This is a genomic window from Acidovorax sp. GW835-FHT14G06 (genome assembly GCF_058793595.1).
Map to the genome: position 1 here is coordinate 374,982 of NZ_JBXAGA010000001.1, position 16,411 is coordinate 391,392.

Genomic DNA, 16,411 nt, shown 5'->3' on the forward strand with positions numbered 1-16,411 from the left:
CCCGACGGGCCTGACCTGGAATGTCCGTTTCTCCCCCTCCCACCACGCCGCAGCCTGCGGCAAACGCCCCGAGCGACCTCCTTGCGGGTGCTCCCACTCCCAACCTGTGGCGACGCATGGCTTGCTGGCTGTACGAAGGCATGCTGATGTTCGGCGTGGTCTTCATTGCCGGCTACCTGTTCGGCACGCTGAGCCAGACACGCAATGCGATGGACAACCGCCATGCGCTGCAGGCCTTTCTGTTCGTGGTATTCGGCATTTATTTCACCTGGTTCTGGGCCAAAGGACAGACCCTGGCACAGAAAACCTGGCACATCCGCGTGGTGGGCACAGCCGGGCAACCCATCGACCAGCCGCGCGCCTTGCTACGCTATGTCTTGAGCTGGCTGTGGTTTTTACCCCCGCTGGCAGCGATCGCACCGTTTTCCCTGTCGGGCGGAGAGTCGGTCGTGATCGTGCTGGGCTGGGTGGCCATCTGGGCCCTCCTCAGCCGGTTTCACCCCACGCGGCAGTTCTGGCACGACGCGCTGGCCGGCACCCGGCTGGTGCACTACGAAATTCCCAAAAAATAAGCGCATGCAACCCTCCTCCACCCCTTCGGCCGCTCCGGCCAACCCCCAAAAGGCACGCTCGGGCCTCAATCGCATCTGGCATGCGGCCGGCTATTCCATCGAAGGCCTGCGGGCCGGCTGGAACGAGAAGGCCTTCCGGCAGGAGGCCATCGCTGCCATGGTGTTGCTGCCGCTGTCACTGTGGCTGGGCCGCAGTTGGGTCGAGGTCGCGCTGCTCGCGGGCTCCGTAGTCATCGTGATGATTGTGGAGCTGCTGAACACCGGCATTGAAACCGCCATCGACCGCATCGGACCCGAATGGCATGACCTGTCCAAACGCGCCAAGGACATGGGCAGCGCAGCGGTTCTGCTGGCCTTGCTGCTGTGCATTGGCATCTGGGCTGCTGCTCTATTTCAGAGGTTTTTCCATGGCTGAACCCACTTTTTCTGTGTGCGTATATTGCGGATCGCGCCCCGGCGACAACCCCGCCTATGCCCAGGCGGCGCAGGCAGTGGGCCAATGGATCGGCGCCCACAACGGGCAACTGGTGTACGGCGGTGGCCGCAGTGGCCTGATGGGCACGGTGGCCGAGGCCACTCGCCTGGCAGGCGGGCGTGTGGTGGGCGTGATTCCACAAGCGCTGGTGGACAAGGAGCTGGCCAACCGCCAATGTGACGAGCTGCACATCGTGCAGACCATGCACGAACGCAAGGCCATGATGGCCGAGCGCAGCGATGCCTTCCTCGCCCTCCCCGGCGGCATTGGCACGTTTGAAGAGCTGTTTGAGGTGTGGACCTGGCGCCAGCTGGGCTACCACGACAAGCCCCTGGGCTTACTGAATGTGGCGGGCTACTACGATGGCCTGCTGGGCTTCTTGCAGACCAGCGTGGCCAGTGGCTTCATGGGTGAGTGGCAGATGGGCCTGCTGCAAGCATCCACCGATGCAGAGGCCCTGCTGCGCACGCTGGTGCAAGACGCGGGGCCCGACCAAGCGCCCGTCCCGCTGCGCTCGGTGATCTGACTCCCCCCGCACTCCGAAACTGGAGCGGCCCACAAGCCGGGACCGCCGCGCAAGGGCCACCAGGCTGGGTATGCGGCGCTTCTCTTGCTTACGCTGGCGTTGTCTGCCTTTTCTCGAATGGCGCAGCCGTTCGAGAAAAGGGCAAGGTAAGAAACGACTCAGAGGGTTGTCACCTCACACCGCTGCGTCGTCCAGATCGCCTGTGCGAATGCGCACCGTGCGCTCCACGGCGGTCACAAAAATCTTGCCGTCACCGATCTTGCCGGTGCGCGCCACGTTCACGATCGCGTCCACACAGCGGTCCACATCCTCGGATTTGACGACGACCTCGACCTTCACCTTGGGCAAAAAGTCCACCACGTATTCCGCGCCGCGGTACAGCTCGGTGTGGCCCTTCTGGCGGCCAAAACCCTTCACTTCAGTCACCGTGAGGCCGGTCACGCCGCATTCGGCCAGGGCTTCGCGGACTTCTTCGAGCTTGAATGGCTTGATGACGGCGGTGATCATTTTCATGGCGGGTCTCCTGGAGGATGTAAAAAAAATGGGGACTGAAGGCACGGCGCCGAGGCGTCACGCCCGGAATTTGCTGGTGATAGGGTAACGCCAGTCCTTGCCGAAGCTTCGGCGCGTAACACGAATCCCTACCGGCGCCTGGCGGCGTTTGTACTCGTTGAGCTTGATGAGGCGCGTCACACGCTCCACGTCGGCGCGAGCAAAGCCGCTGGCGATGATGGACTCGATGGACTCATCGTTCTCCATGTAGCGGGCCACGATGGCGTCCAGCACCTCATACGGCGGCAGGCTGTCCTGGTCTTTCTGGTCGGGCCGCAGCTCGGCGCTGGGCGGGCGGGTGATGATGCGCTCGGGAATGGGGCTGGCGCAGGTGCCATACGGGTCGTTGGCGTTGCGCCAGCGGGCCAGGTCGAACACCCGGGTCTTGGCCACATCCTTGATCACGGCAAAGCCCCCGGCCATGTCGCCGTACAGCGTGCAGTAGCCGGTGGACATCTCGCTCTTGTTGCCCGTGGTGAGCACGATGGCGCCGAACTTGTTGGACAACGCCATCAGCAGCGTGCCCCGGATGCGCGCCTGCAGGTTTTCCTCGGTGGTGTCTTCGGGCAGTCCGGCGAATTCGGTGGCCAGCGCGGCCTTGAAAGCCTCGAACTGCGGCTTGATCGAAATCTCGTCATAGCGCACGCCCATGCGCGTGGCCATGTCGCGCGCGTCGATCCAGCTGATGTCGGCGGTATAAGGCGACGGCATCATCACCGTGCGGACCTTGTCGGCGCCCAGCGCATCCACGGCAATCGCCAGCACCAGCGCCGAGTCGATGCCGCCCGACAACCCCAGCAGCGCGCCCGGGAAGCCGTTCTTGCCCACATAGTCGCGCACACCCAGCACCAGGGCATCCCACAGGTCGGCCTCCAGCGTGCGCTCGGGGGCAACCTCAGCTGTAATTTTGATAGCACCCTGGGCAGGTTCGACTAGCGCATAGGCCATTTTTTCCACAAAAGCAGGGGCCCGCGCCGCCACCGAGCCGTCGGCTGCCAGTGCAAACGACCGGCCTTCGAACACCACCTCGTCCTGCCCGCCCACCAGGTGCGCGTAGACCAGCGGCAGGCCCGTCTCGACCACACGGGCGCGCATGGTGGCTTCGCGTTCTGTGCCCTTGCCCAGGTGAAAAGGCGACGCGTTGATGACTGCCAGCAACTGCGCACCGGCGGCGGCCGTGTCGCGCGCCGGAGTGGCAAACCAGGCGTCTTCGCAGACCAGCACGCCCACCTTCACGCCCTCCACCTCGAACACGCAGGGCTTGCTGCCCGGCACAAAGTAGCGCCGCTCGTCAAACACCTGGTAGTTGGGCAGCTCGCGCTTGGCGTAGGTCTGCTCGATCTTGCCGTCGCGCACCACGCTGGCGGCATTGAAGCAGACGCTGAAGGCCTGGGCGCCAGGGGCCAACGCCTGCGGGTGGCCCAGCACGATGGCCAGGCCTTTCAACCCCGCAGTCTCGCGGGCCACGGTTTTCACGGCATCATCGCAGGCCGCAATGAAGGCGGGGCGCAGGAACAGGTCTTCGGCCGCGTAGCCGCAGATGGCCAGCTCCGGCGTCAGCAACAGGCGAGCGCCCTGGGCATAGGCCTCGCGGGCTGCCGCAATGATCTTTTGGGCGTTGCCGGGCATGTCGCCCACAACAAAGTTGAGCTGCGCAGTGCAAATGGAGAGCGTCATGGAACTGGAATCGGCCCCTGCGGCCAGGTTGAATACCGCCGTTGCAGGCCCGCAATCAAAGGTGCATCACAGGGGCCTGCATGGCTGAAGCTGCCATTATCGCCCGCGTACTCCCCTCCGTGCTGGACGTGGACACTGACGCCTGGAACCGCCTGCTGGCACAGCAAAGCCACCCCACGCCCTTCATGCGGCATGAATACCTGGCCGCGCTGGAAAGCAGCGGCAGCGCCACGCCGCGCACCGGCTGGACGCCCCGCTTCATGACGCTGTGGGACGGCGACACCCTGGTGGCCGCCTGCCCCCTGTACCTCAAGAGCCATTCGTACGGCGAATATGTGTTTGACTGGGCCTGGGCGAGCGCCTACGAGCAGCACGGCGTGCCCTACTACCCCAAGGCGGTGATCGCCGTGCCTTTCACCCCCGTGCCGGGCAGCCGCCTGCTGGCACGCGATGCCGCCACGCGCGCCCTGCTGGTGCAGGCGGTGTGCCAGTGGTGCGAGCAAGAGAACGTGTCGTCCGTGCACGTGCTGTTTGCCAGCGATGACGATGTGCTGACCAGCGCGCAGCAAGACCTGATGCTGCGGCACACCGTGCAGTTTCACTGGAAGAATGAGCCGCCCATGCCCCCTGCCGCGCAGGGAGCAGCCGCCACCAACGGTGCCCCCCCGCGCTACCAGGACTTTGACCAGTTCCTCGCCAGCCTGTCGCAAGACAAACGCAAGAAGATCCGCCAGGAGCGCCGCCGCGTGGCCGATGCCGGAGTCACCTTCCGCTGGTCACGCGGGGCAGACATCAGCGCGGCAGACTGGGATTTTTTCTACCGCTGCTACGAGCGCACCTACCTGGAGCATGGCAACCCGCCCTACCTCACGCGCGACTTCTTTGCCCGCATGGCGGCGCACATGCCCGAGGCCTGGCTGCTGTTTTTGGGGGAGCGGGAGGGACGGCCTATTGCTACCAGTTTGATAGCTGTTGGCGCATATGCATCGAGCGCACCAGCCCAAAAAGAAACTGAATCAGGCCCCGAATCAGGCTCCGAGCTGGTGGCCTATGGCCGCTACTGGGGCGCGCTGGAGCGCGTGGACTGCCTGCACTTCGAGGCGTGCTACTACCAGCCGCTGCAGTGGTGCATTGCGCATGGGGCCGTGCGGTTTGAAGGAGGCGCCCAGGGCGAACACAAGATGGCCCGCGCCCTGCTGCCCGTGCAGGCCACCAGCACGCACTGGCTCGCGCACCCGGCTTTTGCGGAGGCGGTACAGCGCTTTCTGGACCGCGAGGGCGCGGGGGTGGAGGACTACCTGGAGTCCTTGCACCAGCGCCTTCCGTTCAAACAAGCGTCCTAGGTCTGCGCCTCACCCGTATTGCCTGCACAGCGCATTGGGCGGTGCGTTTCAGCAGCTCAGAACGATTCCCAATCGTCGTCCCCTGCAGCGCTCGTGACCTTGGTGCGGGACGCACTAGCCAATGCAGCGGGCTGCGCTGGCCGGGGCGCAGCAGCCTGGGACGAACCGGCCAGTCGCACCTTCAGCTCCTTGGCCAGCTGGATCACCGCTGTCGAGACCTTTTGCGAAGCCCTGGAGAAGGCGGTGTCGTTGGCCAGCTGCTTTTCTGCATGGTCGTAGGCCCCCTGATTGATCAACCGCGCGACCTTGCCCGCCTCTTCATGGAACTGGCGGTGTGAATCCACCAGACTCACAAAAGACGGCTTGCCACCGTATTTAGAGGCCCCGGCGCCGTGCAGCCATTTGCCCAGTTCGCAGCAATCGTCGCGACTCACGGTGTCAGCGTCCAGGTGTTCCTTTTGGGTGACGGCGGTGCGCAGCTTGGCGCGCCAGTTGGCGTGCGCCTGGATGGCGGTGTCCAGGTTGATGCCCAGCCCAGCGCCCGTGTTGGCACCAGGCGCGGCTCCAATGGCTCGCTGTGCCGGCATGTGTGCATAGGCTGGTGCAGCCCCCACACGCCCCACCGGAGCGAAGGACGCACGCTGCGCGCTGCCGGTTGCCGCCTGGCTTGCCACCGCGCCCTGGGCGCCGAGCTTGAAAAACGCCACCGTGCTCACCAGGTCCTGCGCCTGGTTGTTGAGGCTGCTGGCGGCTGCGGCCATTTCTTCTACGAGGGCCGCGTTCTGCTGGGTGACCTGATCCATCTGCGTCACAGCTTCGCCCACCTGGGCCACGCCCTGGCTTTGTTCGGAGCTGGCGGCGCTGATCTCGCCCATCAGGTCCGTCACACGTTTGATGGCGCCCACCACCTCGGTCATCGTTGCACCCGCCTGATCGACCAGCGTGGTGCCTGCGGTCACGCGTTCCACACTGTCGTTGATCAGGGTCTTGATCTGCTTGGCCGCGTCGGCCGAGCGGCCCGCGAGGCTGCGCACCTCGGAGGCCACCACCGCAAAGCCCCGGCCCTGCTCACCCGCACGCGCCGCTTCGACAGCCGCGTTGAGCGCAAGGATGTTGGTCTGAAAGGCAATACCGTCGATCACACCAATGATGTCGGCGATCTTGCTGCTGCTGTCGTGAATGCCCTTCATGGTGTCCACTACCTGGCTCACCACCTCGCCACCATGCACGGCCACCGACGAGGCGCTCTGCGCAAGCTGGTTGGCCTGGCGCGCGTTGTCGGCGTTCTGGCGCACGGTCGAATTGAGCTGCTCCATCGACGCTGCGGTTTGCTGCAGGGCGCTGGCCTGCTGCTCGGTGCGCGCGCTCAGGTCGTTATTGCCCTGGGCGATCTCAGACGACGCTGTGGCCACGTTCTCGGAGCCCGAACGCACGTGCCCCACGATGCGCGAAAGGTTCTGCTGCATTTCGTCCAGCGAGCGCAGCAGCTGGGCCATCTCATTGCGGGCATCGCCCACGTCGGGAATGTGAACCGACAGGTTGCCGTGGCTGATTTCATCCGCCGCCTGCACGGCACGCTGCACCGGCCCCACGATGGAGCGCGTGGTCCACAGCGCCAACAAGGCACCCAGCACCACCGACACCAACGCGCCCAGCGCCAGCACCCACTGGCTGGTGCCTGCGGCCTGGATGATGCCGCTTTCAAAATCGTCAAGCTGCTTGTGCGTGAGGTCCGTCACGTCGGCCAGCGACTGCAGGTAGGCGGTGGCCAGGGGCTTGAGGTCGCTGTCCACCAGCGCAAACACGTCTTCCCCGGCCTTCTTGCGCTCGAGCAACTTGGCACGCGCGTCCACATAGGCCTTGCGGGTGACTGCCACGCGCTCCATCAGCGCCTTTTCGGTAGGGTCGTCCACCAGTGCCTCCAGCTTCTTTTGCGCCTCACTGGCACGCTGCGACGTGGTGGCCATGTCGGCCGTCAGCGACTGGATATAGCCCGCATCGGTGGCCTTGAGCGACGCCGACGCACGCACCCAGTTCAGGTCGATGGCCGCCTTCCATTCCTGCGCCAGAGCATTGCGCTCCATCTCGACAGTGGCAATGCGATTGCTGGCCTCCTTGAGTACCGCCAGCCGCCAGACGCCGGTGGCGGCAATGGCCGCAGTGATCAACAGGATGAGGCCAAAGGCCAGACTCAGGCGCGCTCCGATTTTGAGGTTGTTCATAGACTCTTTCGTTGGTTTTATAGATTTTTGCCAGCCGTTGACCACTGTTGTCTTGCGTGGCATCGATTCCCGTGCACTGCCAGGTACCGCTGTCAGGTCTGGAATTTCCGAAATTGTATCATTATTTTGATAAATATGATAATTATCATTTCATTCCAAAAACCGGATGTGGAAAACGCGCTTCGCGCCTGCTCAAGTCTTTTTTTTGTACATGCAGGTTGCGCAGACGAAAAAAATCGCGCCATGGCCTCTGCGTGCTGCAGGTCGACGATGGACCTGAAGTACCAAAAATGACAAAGCCGCTCTAAAGCGGCTCTGCACACTGTCAAGCAGTCTAGGCCCCCAAAAGGCGCAAAGCGCTTACAAACGGCGCCCCTTCTTGAGACAGGTCAAAAACTCTCCCAGTCGTCCTCTGCGCCTGCGGCAACCGGCTGGGCCACCTTGGGTGTAGCGCCCGCTGCCTTGGGGGTGGCGGTACCGGTGGCAGGGGCCTTTTTGGCTGCATGGGCGGGGGTGGATGCGGATCGCAGCGCAAAGGTGGCCTTGCCCGCCTCACCGTGGCTGGTCGTCTTGTGCATGCGGGCGGGGGGCACAGGGAGCGGCACGGCGGCCGTGGCGCCGCTGGACGGCGTGACCCGCGCCTGGTCGGCCGAGAGCTTGAACACCGCTACTGCGCTCACCAACGCCTGGGCCTGGTGGCTCAGGCTGCTGGCGGCGGCAGCCATCTCCTCGACCAGCGCTGCGTTCTGCTGGGTGACCTGGTCCATCTGCGTGACCGCCTCGCCTACCTGCGACACACCCGTGCTCTGCTCGCTGCTGGCGGCGCTGATCTCGCCCATGATGTCGGTCACGCGGCGGATGGCGCCCACCACCTCGGTCATGGTGGTGCCCGCCTTGTCCACCAGCTGGGTGCCCTGCTCGACCCGTTCCACACTGGCGGTGATGAGCGACTTGATCTCCTTGGCTGCCTCGGCACTGCGCTGTGCCAGGTTGCGCACCTCGCCCGCCACCACCGCAAAGCCCCGGCCCTGTTCGCCGGCACGGGCGGCCTCCACGGCCGCGTTCAGCGCCAGGATGTTGGTCTGGAAGGCAATGCCGTCGATCACGCTGATGATGTCGGCGATCTTCTTGCTGCTGTCGTTGATGCCCTTCATGGTGGTCACCACTTCGGCCACTACGTCGCCCCCCTGCCCCGCCACCGTGGATGCGCTCATCGCCAGCTGGTTGGCCTGGCGCGCGTTGTCGGCGTTTTGCTTGACGGTGGAACTCAGCTCCTCCATCGACGCAGCGGTTTCCTGCAGCGCACTGGCCTGCTGCTCGGTACGGATGGACAGGTCGTTGTTGCCCGACGCAATCTCGGCACTGGCCGACGCCACACCCTGCGCGTTGCTGCGCACGCCCGACACCACATGCGCCAGGTTGTCGCGCATGGCGGCGAGGCCACCGAGCAATTGGGCTATTTCGTCCTTGCCCCGCGCGTGGATCGCCACGGTCAGGTCGCCCTGCGCTACCGCGTCGGTGATCTGCACCGCATCGCCCAGCGCGCGCGAAATCTGCCGGATCATGGCACCGCCCATCAGCGCCGCCAGCACGATCCCCGCCACCACGGCCGTGACCGCCAGTGCACGAATGGTCTGGTAGCTGGCGGCCGCACTGTCGTACTCGGCCTTGGCACGGTCCAGCTGCACCTGCATCAGCTGGCCCAGCACCTCCTGCAATGGGTCGATGGCGGGGTACATCTCCTTGGCCGCAAACGCAGTCAGGGCTGCCACATCGCCCGACTTGAAGTGCCCCGCCAGTACATCGGTGGCCGCATCTGCCTTGGCCTGCAGCGGCTTGAAGCGCTCGACCAACTGCGTTTCCTCCGGCACCAGCTGGGTGGCCAGATAGGCCTTCCAGTTGGCCTCGATGGCCTTGCGCGCATCGGCCACCGACTGCAGGCCCTGTGCGGGTGTCAGCGTACCGTCACGCACCTTGTGGGCCGTGTCCACCACGTTGACCGCATACATGTCCGCCACCACCTTGATCTGCTTGAGCGGCACCACCCGGTCGTCGTATACCGACTTGAGCCCGGCATTGGAATTGCCCATGCCATACAGCCCCGCCACGCCCACCAGCAACACCAGCAGACACAAGGCCGCAAGCAAACCCGCCAGGCGGGTGGAAATCTTGAACTGGTTCATGACAACACTCCTGAGGGAAACAAGCAAACAGGCTGCGCCCGACTGGCAGCGCACCAGCGGTTGGAAAGGGGCATACGGAGAGCGCGCAGCAGACTCAGGTGCGGCCTGGGCGGCGCCACGGTTGGCGTCGAAGACCACACGGCAGGCGCACAGCAGCTCGCGCTGGTGATGATGGGGCGGCCACCCATGCACGTGCGCGACGCGTTGAAACCTCTGTCCATTGCAGAACTCCTGTGGAGAACGGCGCCAAAAAAGGAATGTCCACCCACCGACGGGCCGCGCGCCGTGGCGGGCCCGCTCAGCATAGCGCTTTCCGTTACGTTTGCGTACAAATCGCCAGCCGACATTGGCGCGCCGCTGCCCACAACGGCAACTCGCCATCACGCACCTGCAGCAAGCATCGCGCCAGCGGGTGGCAGACCCACCCCACGCATGCCTTCAGCCATCACCAACAAAGCGCCCGCCCACAAAAAAGCACGCAGAAGGTAGCCCCCTCTGCGTGCTTTCTTGCTTTGTTTTTGATAGCTGTCAGCGCATTTTCTACCTGCGCTTGCAGCCGTTTTGAGCTGATTTCTTCACTCAGGGGCCTGCGCAGCCCTTCTCAGAAGCTTTCCCAGTCGTCGTCGCTTCCCGCAGCCTTGGGTGCCGGGGCCGGGCTGGGCGCGGCAGGTTTGGCGGCGGGTGAGGCGGCCGGGCTGCTGGTCTTGGGCGCTGCCAGGCTGGCGGCGGGTTTGCTGCCACTCTTGGCGCTGCTGCCCAGGCTGCTGCGTGCCGGGGTTTTGTAGCTGGGCGCTGCAATGGGGGTGCGGGCGGGGGCTGCCGTGTGGCGGTTCTGGCTGTAGCTGCTGTTCGTGCTGCTGGCGTCGAGCTTGAACACGGCCACGGCGTTGACCAGTTCGCCGGCCTGGGCGTTCAGCGCGCTGGCAGCTGCGGCCATTTCCTCCACCAGGGCAGCGTTTTGCTGGGTGGCCTGGTCCATCTGGGTGACGGCTTCTCCCACCTGGCCTACGCCTGCGCTTTGTTCGCTGCTGGCGGCGCTGATCTCTCCCATGATGTCGGTCACTCGCCGGATGGCGCTGACGACTTCGGTCATGGTCGCTCCGGCTTTGTCAACCAGTGCGGTGCCTTGTTCCACGCGTTCCACGCTGGCGGTGATGAGGGCTTTGATTTCCTTGGCGGCTTCTGCGCTGCGTCCTGCCAGACTGCGCACTTCGCCAGCCACCACGGCAAAGCCCCGGCCTTGTTCGCCGGCGCGGGCGGCTTCCACCGCCGCGTTGAGCGCCAGGATGTTGGTCTGGAAGGCGATGCCGTCGATGACGCTGATGATGTCTGCAATCTTGTTGCTGCTGGCGTTGATGCCTTTCATGGTCTCGACCACTTCGGCCACTACGTCTCCGCCTTGTACGGCCACGGTGCTGGCGCTGACGGCCAGCTGGTTGGCGGCACGGGCGTTGTCGGCGTTCTGGCGCACGGTGGAGCCCAGTTCTTCCATCGAGGCTGCCGTTTCTTCCAGCGCCGACGCTTGCTGTTCTGTGCGTGCGCTCAGGTCGTTGTTGCCTGAGGCTATCTGCGCACTCGCCGACGCTACGCCTTCGGCGTTCTGGCGCACCGAGCTGACGGTGTTGACCAGGCTTTGCTGCATGCGCTGCAGGGCGCTGAGCAGGAGGCCTGTTTCGTCCTTGGACTGCACGACGATCTGCCCGCTCAGGTCGCCGCTCGCCACACGGTCAGCCGCTTCCACGGCCCGTGCCAGAGGGCGGGTGATCGAGCGGATGATGGCGATTGCCAGAAAGATGGCGATGGCGATGGCCAGTGCACCCGCGATGAGCACATCGCGCTGCAGGGAATTCGCTTCAGCTTCTGCTCGACGGCCCGCATCTATGGTCACTTGCGCTTGGAATTCCACCTGTTCTTGGATGACGGCCTGATAGGCACGCTGCACAGGACGCAGCTGTTCCTCCAGAAGCTTCAACGCCTCGTCTTTCTGGCCTTGATTGACCAGCGCCAGGTATTGGTCACCCACTTTCAGAAATTCAGCGCGCTGCTTCTCCATGCGCATCAGGATCTCTTTGCCTTTGTCGGAGGTGATCAGGCGTTCCAGGTCTTTGTAGATATCAGACACCTTGGACCTGGCTTCAACCACCCGATCGAGTGAAGCCTTCACTATAGATTCGTTGGAGAAGATCACCAGATTTCGATACTGGATGGCCTGCAAGTTGACGCCATCTGCCAGAGCCCCCAGCCCTTTGGTAACAGGTATGCGGATGTCTATCACGTCCTTAAGCTCAGCGCGCTGGCTGGCGGAACGGACCAGGCTGACCGCCCCAAGCGCGACCAGCAAGAGCACCATGACAGCAAATGCCACAGCCAGCCGGGTTGAAATCTTCAGCTGATTCATCCTTCTTCTCCTCTGTGTTGATGTTGTGTGGGTGGATGGCAGGTTACCCGCGCGCCGCCTTTGTCACCAGCCCTATTTCGTCACTGCTCAGCAACGCCACGATGTCCATCACGATCAGCATGCGCTCGCCCAGGCTGGCAATGCCAGTGACAAAGGCCGGGTCCACATGGCCCTGCCGCTCGAACTGGGGCGTGGGCTTGATGAGGTCGGGCGTGAGCGAGACCACATCGGCCACCGCATCCACCACCGTGCCAATCACGGTGGAGCCGATGTCCAGAATGATGACCACGGTGAAGTCGGTGTAGCTGGCCTCGGGGCACTGCAGCTTCACGCGCAGGTCCAGGATGGGGACGATGCGACCGCGCAGGTCGATCACGCCCTTGATGAAGTCGGGCGATTGCGCCAGGCGCGTGGGCCGCTCGTACGAGCGGATCTCCTGCACGCGCAGGATGTCGATGCCGTACTCCTCCGCCCCCAGGCGAAAGGTCAGGAACTCACGCACGGCTGCGTTAGGGCTTGCAGCCAACGCGCGGGGCTCAGGGTGGTTGGCGGCAGGCGCAGTGGCATCGGCAATGGCAGTCATGGCGCGGGCTTTCAGGCAGTGGAACGGGAGGGGTGCGAACAGCGCCAGGACGCAACGAACGCAAAAGCTATTCAAAGCATAGCAGCGCACGGTTGCAAAATATGACATTCGCGGGCAATCCCCCCCGCAATCTGAAGGGGACTCCCCCGGTCCCGGCGGGGGCAATTGGAGAGCTTGCTCCATTTCGCGCCCCGCCTTGGTGCGCAAAAACTGCTACCGTCGCACCACCCGCGTGCCTTGCCCGGCAGGCGCCCGTTTTGGAACGACGACTTGATGCCTCTCTTCTCCGACCGCAAATCCGCCGCACCCCACCACATGCCACCGCCCAGCCTCCCCTTGCTGGCGCTGGAGCTGCGGGCCCCCTGGGAATTTGGCGCCGTGCTGCCCGCCTGGCCCGTGTTGCAGCGCGCTCCACTGGGGGATGGGCACACGGTCATCGTGTTTCCAGGCCTCACGGCAGGTGACGCCACCACCCTGCCCCTACGCCGCTACCTGGAATCGCGCAACTACAACACGCTCGGCTGGGGCCAGGGCCTGAACCTGGGTCCGCGCGAGGGCGTGCTGGAGAACGCCAAGGCCCAGCTACAGCAAGCGGTGCATGCCAGCGGCAACAAGGTGAGCCTGGTGGGCTGGAGCCTGGGCGGCATCTACGCCCGCGAGCTGGCCAAGGAAATGCCAGACCTGGTGCGCTGCGTGGTGACCCTGGGCACGCCGTTTGCCGGGCCACACACCTCCACCAACGCCTGGCGTATCTACCAGTTCGCCAGTGGCCGCAGCATCGAGCGCGAAACCGAAAACTACAACCTGCCCGAGGCGCCCCCGATGCCCACCACCAGCATCTACTCCCGCACCGACGGCGTGGTGGCATGGCGCGGCAGCATCCAGGCACCCGCCGACCACAACCCGCACACCGAAAACATCGAGGTGGTGGCCAGCCACTTTGGCATCGGCCTGAACCCCAGTGCCTGGTGGGCCGTGGCCGACCGCCTGGGCCAGCCACATGGGCCTGGCGTGGTGTGGCAACCCTTCCAGCGCCCCAAGCTGCCGGGGCTGCATCTGGTGTACCCCAACCCGCACCGCTAACCGGCGCGCTGACCTGCCAGAGCAGCGGCGCATCCGTCCACGCCTTCACAAAGCGCCCACCCACAAAAAAGCACGCAGAAGGTAGCCCCCTCTGCGTGCTTTCTTGCTTTGTTTTTGATAGCTGTCAGCGCATTTTCTACCTGCGCTTGCAGCCGTTTTGAGCTGATTTCTTCACTCAGGGGCCTGCGCAGCCCTTCTCAGAAGCTTTCCCAGTCGTCGTCGCTTCCCGCAGCCTTGGGTGCCGGGGCCGGGCTGGGCGCGGCAGGTTTGGCGGCGGGTGAGGCGGCCGGGCTGCTGGTCTTGGGCGCTGCCAGGCTGGCGGCGGGTTTGCTGCCACTCTTGGCGCTGCTGCCCAGGCTGCTGCGTGCCGGGGTTTTGTAGCTGGGCGCTGCAATGGGGGTGCGGGCGGGGGCTGCCGTGTGGCGGTTCTGGCTGTAGCTGCTGTTCGTGCTGCTGGCGTCGAGCTTGAACACGGCCACGGCGTTGACCAGTTCGCCGGCCTGGGCGTTCAGCGCGCTGGCAGCTGCGGCCATTTCCTCCACCAGGGCAGCGTTTTGCTGGGTGGCCTGGTCCATCTGGGTGACGGCTTCTCCCACCTGGCCTACGCCTGCGCTTTGTTCGCTGCTGGCGGCGCTGATCTCTCCCATGATGTCGGTCACTCGCCGGATGGCGCTGACGACTTCGGTCATGGTCGCTCCGGCTTTGTCAACCAGTGCGGTGCCTTGTTCCACGCGTTCCACGCTGGCGGTGATGAGGGCTTTGATTTCCTTGGCGGCTTCTGCGCTGCGTCCTGCCAGACTGCGCACTTCGCCAGCCACCACGGCAAAGCCCCGGCCTTGTTCGCCGGCGCGGGCGGCTTCCACCGCCGCGTTGAGCGCCAGGATGTTGGTCTGGAAGGCGATGCCGTCGATGACGCTGATGATGTCTGCAATCTTGTTGCTGCTGGCGTTGATGCCTTTCATGGTCTCGACCACTTCGGCCACTACGTCTCCGCCTTGTACGGCCACGGTGCTGGCGCTGACGGCCAGCTGGTTGGCGGCACGGGCGTTGTCGGCGTTCTGGCGCACGGTGGAGCCCAGTTCTTCCATCGAGGCTGCCGTTTCTTCCAGCGCCGACGCTTGCTGTTCTGTGCGTGCGCTCAGGTCGTTGTTGCCTGAGGCTATCTGTGCACTCGCCGACGCTACGCCTTCGGCGTTGCTGCGCACGCCCGACACCACACGCGCCAGATTGGCCCGCATGTCGCCCAGCGCATTCAGCAGCTGGCCCATTTCATCCTTGCCACCGGGGGGCACTTCGGTCGCGAGGTCGCCATCGGCAATCGCGCGGGCGGCCAACACGGCGTGGTGAGCGGGGCGTGTAACAGCGCGGGTAATGGCCACGCCCAGCACGGCCGCCAACGCCACGCACAGCGCGAGGGTGCCCAGCACCCAGATGCGTGCCGCATTGAACACTGTCATCGCTTCCTCATTGGCCTGCAATGCAGCGTCCGCATTGATCTTTTGCAGCTCGCCCAGAGTCTCGGCGGTGGCCACAAAGGCCGACTCCGATTCGCCCGCATACAGCATGCTCAACGCGTCAGCCGTGAGCTCCATGGTCTCGGCAGTGCTGAAGTCCACACCCTTGGCAATGTCCGCCAGCTTGTCCTGCAACGCCACATAGGCCGCCTTGCGCGTCTTGTAGGACTGGAAAACCTCGCGCTCCTTGGGCATGTCGATAAGCGGCTCGTAGATCGCCTCCACACGGGTCAGGTCCTTGTGGCGCGCTGCGACCTGCTCGGCAAAGGCCTTGACCTCGGCCGCGCTGCGCGCCGTGACCATGCCCGCCTCCGCACGGCGCATGCGGTTGAGCAGCACGCGCAGCTCGCCCGTTTGCGTGACGCTGGGCAGCAGGTTGGTGGCGATCTCCTCGGCGTTGGAGTGGATGCGGGACATCTGCACCAGCGCAATGGCGCCGAGCAAGGCGGTCAGCAGCACCACCGCCAGGAAACCCGCCGCCAGCTTCACGCCGATGCGCAGATCAGAAATTTTCATGAATCACCTCAAAGTACCTCGTGACACCGGGACCACCCCGAGTGTGTAACCAAATGCAGTCTATCAGCGGGCCTGACCGCACATTGCGCGGCTTTTCCCTACCCCACCGGGGCACAGCCCACAAAAAAGCACGCCATCCCAAGCGGATGGCGTGCTTTCATTTTGATAGCAGCTGGTGCAAACAACACCAGCGCTTCCGGCCTATCAGGCCTGCGACTTCTTGTAGCTATCGATGCCGTCGGTGATTTCCTTCTTGGCGGCGTCGATGCCTTCCCAGCCCAGCACCTTGACCCACTTGCCCTTTTCCAGGTCCTTGTAGTGCTCGAAGAAGTGGGCGATCGCGTTGCGGCGCATGGCGTTCACATCGTCGATGGTCTTCCAGTGGTCGTACATGGGCAGGATCTTGGAGGTGGGCACAGCAATCACCTTGCCATCCACACCCGCCTCGTCTTCCATCATCAGGATGCCCAGGGGGCGACAGGGCACGACCACGCCGGGGAACAGCGGGTAAGGCGTGATCACCAGCACATCGACCGGGTCGCCGTCGCCCGACAGCGTCTGCGGCACGTACCCGTAGTTAGTGGGGTAGTGCATGGCGGTGGTCATGAAACGGTCCACAAAAATGGCGCCCGATTCCTTGTCCACTTCGTACTTGATCGGATCGGCGTTCATCGGGATCTCGATGACGACATTGAAGCTGTCAGGGACGTTCTTGCCAGGGGGGACGTTGTTGAGGGACATGTCTTTGGATAGTGGTTTGTTGACGA

The 16,411-nt window shown here is 64.3% G+C and carries 13 protein-coding genes; 5 read left to right on the plus strand and 8 right to left on the minus strand.

The window, feature by feature from the left end:
* Nucleotides 1-20 precede the first annotated feature (20 nt).
* From AC1Q64_RS01665 to AC1Q64_RS01675, 3 genes are read left to right on the plus strand one after another with little or no spacing between them, the layout of a single operon-like run.
* Nucleotides 21-572: an RDD family protein gene (locus AC1Q64_RS01665; protein ID WP_492250223.1), complete on the plus strand. Its 552-nt coding sequence runs from the start codon at nucleotides 21-23 to the stop codon at nucleotides 570-572.
* Nucleotides 573-576: 4 nt separating this feature from the next.
* Complete coding sequence (locus AC1Q64_RS01670; protein ID WP_492250224.1) at nucleotides 577-987, plus strand: diacylglycerol kinase; 411 nt, start codon at nucleotides 577-579, stop codon at nucleotides 985-987.
* A complete protein-coding gene (locus AC1Q64_RS01675) occupies nucleotides 980-1,573 on the plus strand; it encodes an LOG family protein (protein WP_492250225.1) in 594 nt (197 codons plus the stop codon). Before AC1Q64_RS01670 ends, AC1Q64_RS01675 begins: the two co-directional genes overlap by 8 nt.
* Before the next feature lie 174 nt (nucleotides 1,574-1,747).
* Here the strand turns inward: AC1Q64_RS01675 and AC1Q64_RS01680 are convergent, their stop codons facing one another.
* Both AC1Q64_RS01680 and AC1Q64_RS01685 read right to left on the minus strand, forming a co-directional pair.
* The gene (locus AC1Q64_RS01680) at nucleotides 1,748-2,086 is read right to left on the minus strand and encodes a P-II family nitrogen regulator (RefSeq protein WP_015013651.1); all 339 of its coding nucleotides are present in this window, start codon (nucleotides 2,084-2,086) and stop codon (nucleotides 1,748-1,750) included.
* A gap of 57 nt (nucleotides 2,087-2,143) precedes the next feature.
* The gene (locus AC1Q64_RS01685; protein ID WP_492250226.1) at nucleotides 2,144-3,802 is read right to left on the minus strand and encodes an NAD+ synthase; all 1,659 of its coding nucleotides are present in this window, start codon (nucleotides 3,800-3,802) and stop codon (nucleotides 2,144-2,146) included.
* Between the two features lie 80 nt (nucleotides 3,803-3,882).
* Here AC1Q64_RS01685 and AC1Q64_RS01690 point away from each other — a divergent pair, with 80 nt between their 5' ends.
* Complete coding sequence (locus tag AC1Q64_RS01690) at nucleotides 3,883-5,145, plus strand: GNAT family N-acetyltransferase (protein WP_492250227.1); 1,263 nt, start codon at nucleotides 3,883-3,885, stop codon at nucleotides 5,143-5,145.
* Nucleotides 5,146-5,201: 56 nt separating this feature from the next.
* Here AC1Q64_RS01690 and AC1Q64_RS01695 read toward each other — a convergent pair whose 3' ends face one another.
* From AC1Q64_RS01695 to AC1Q64_RS01710, 4 genes are all read right to left on the minus strand, one after another.
* Nucleotides 5,202-7,367 carry a methyl-accepting chemotaxis protein gene (locus tag AC1Q64_RS01695; protein WP_492250228.1) on the minus strand — a complete coding sequence of 722 codons (2,166 nt, stop codon included), beginning with the start codon at nucleotides 7,365-7,367 and terminating at the stop codon, nucleotides 5,202-5,204.
* A 389-nt stretch (nucleotides 7,368-7,756) separates the two neighbouring features.
* Complete coding sequence (locus AC1Q64_RS01700) at nucleotides 7,757-9,550, minus strand: methyl-accepting chemotaxis protein (RefSeq protein WP_492250229.1); 1,794 nt, start codon at nucleotides 9,548-9,550, stop codon at nucleotides 7,757-7,759.
* Nucleotides 9,551-10,151: 601 nt separating this feature from the next.
* On the minus strand, nucleotides 10,152-11,948 hold the full coding sequence (locus AC1Q64_RS01705) for a methyl-accepting chemotaxis protein (protein WP_492250230.1): 1,797 nt from the start codon (nucleotides 11,946-11,948) through the stop codon (nucleotides 10,152-10,154).
* Nucleotides 11,949-11,991: 43 nt separating this feature from the next.
* Nucleotides 11,992-12,531, minus strand: a complete 540-nt coding sequence (locus AC1Q64_RS01710) for a chemotaxis protein CheW (protein WP_492250231.1) — start codon at nucleotides 12,529-12,531, stop codon at nucleotides 11,992-11,994.
* A 273-nt stretch (nucleotides 12,532-12,804) separates the two neighbouring features.
* Between AC1Q64_RS01710 and AC1Q64_RS01715 the strand changes: the two genes are divergently transcribed.
* A complete protein-coding gene (locus tag AC1Q64_RS01715; protein ID WP_492250232.1) occupies nucleotides 12,805-13,614 on the plus strand; it encodes an esterase/lipase family protein in 810 nt (269 codons plus the stop codon).
* Nucleotides 13,615-13,811: 197 nt separating this feature from the next.
* Here AC1Q64_RS01715 and AC1Q64_RS01720 read toward each other — a convergent pair whose 3' ends face one another.
* Both AC1Q64_RS01720 and ppa read right to left on the minus strand, forming a co-directional pair.
* Nucleotides 13,812-15,644 carry a methyl-accepting chemotaxis protein gene (locus tag AC1Q64_RS01720; RefSeq protein WP_492250233.1) on the minus strand — a complete coding sequence of 611 codons (1,833 nt, stop codon included), beginning with the start codon at nucleotides 15,642-15,644 and terminating at the stop codon, nucleotides 13,812-13,814.
* 204 nt (nucleotides 15,645-15,848) lie between these two features.
* The gene (gene ppa / locus AC1Q64_RS01725) at nucleotides 15,849-16,385 is read right to left on the minus strand and encodes an inorganic diphosphatase (protein ID WP_056067328.1); all 537 of its coding nucleotides are present in this window, start codon (nucleotides 16,383-16,385) and stop codon (nucleotides 15,849-15,851) included.
* Between the last annotated feature and the right edge of the window lie 26 nt (nucleotides 16,386-16,411).

Excerpts from the sequence above, each read along its gene's own strand:
- AC1Q64_RS01665 (WP_492250223.1), top strand. The coding sequence starts at position 21 with ATGTCCGTTTCTCCCCCTCCCACCACGCCGCAGCCTGCGGCAAACGCC.
- AC1Q64_RS01670 (WP_492250224.1), top strand. The coding sequence starts at position 577 with ATGCAACCCTCCTCCACCCCTTCGGCCGCTCCGGCCAACCCCCAAAAG.
- AC1Q64_RS01675 (WP_492250225.1), top strand. The coding sequence starts at position 980 with ATGGCTGAACCCACTTTTTCTGTGTGCGTATATTGCGGATCGCGCCCC.
- AC1Q64_RS01680 (WP_015013651.1), bottom strand. The coding sequence starts at position 2,086 with ATGAAAATGATCACCGCCGTCATCAAGCCATTCAAGCTCGAAGAAGTC.
- AC1Q64_RS01685 (WP_492250226.1), bottom strand. The coding sequence starts at position 3,802 with ATGACGCTCTCCATTTGCACTGCGCAGCTCAACTTTGTTGTGGGCGAC.
- AC1Q64_RS01690 (WP_492250227.1), top strand. The coding sequence starts at position 3,883 with ATGGCTGAAGCTGCCATTATCGCCCGCGTACTCCCCTCCGTGCTGGAC.
- AC1Q64_RS01695 (WP_492250228.1), bottom strand. The coding sequence starts at position 7,367 with ATGAACAACCTCAAAATCGGAGCGCGCCTGAGTCTGGCCTTTGGCCTC.
- AC1Q64_RS01700 (WP_492250229.1), bottom strand. The coding sequence starts at position 9,550 with ATGAACCAGTTCAAGATTTCCACCCGCCTGGCGGGTTTGCTTGCGGCC.
- AC1Q64_RS01705 (WP_492250230.1), bottom strand. The coding sequence starts at position 11,948 with ATGAATCAGCTGAAGATTTCAACCCGGCTGGCTGTGGCATTTGCTGTC.
- AC1Q64_RS01710 (WP_492250231.1), bottom strand. The coding sequence starts at position 12,531 with ATGACTGCCATTGCCGATGCCACTGCGCCTGCCGCCAACCACCCTGAG.
- AC1Q64_RS01715 (WP_492250232.1), top strand. The coding sequence starts at position 12,805 with ATGCCTCTCTTCTCCGACCGCAAATCCGCCGCACCCCACCACATGCCA.
- AC1Q64_RS01720 (WP_492250233.1), bottom strand. The coding sequence starts at position 15,644 with ATGAAAATTTCTGATCTGCGCATCGGCGTGAAGCTGGCGGCGGGTTTC.
- ppa (WP_056067328.1), bottom strand. The coding sequence starts at position 16,385 with ATGTCCCTCAACAACGTCCCCCCTGGCAAGAACGTCCCTGACAGCTTC.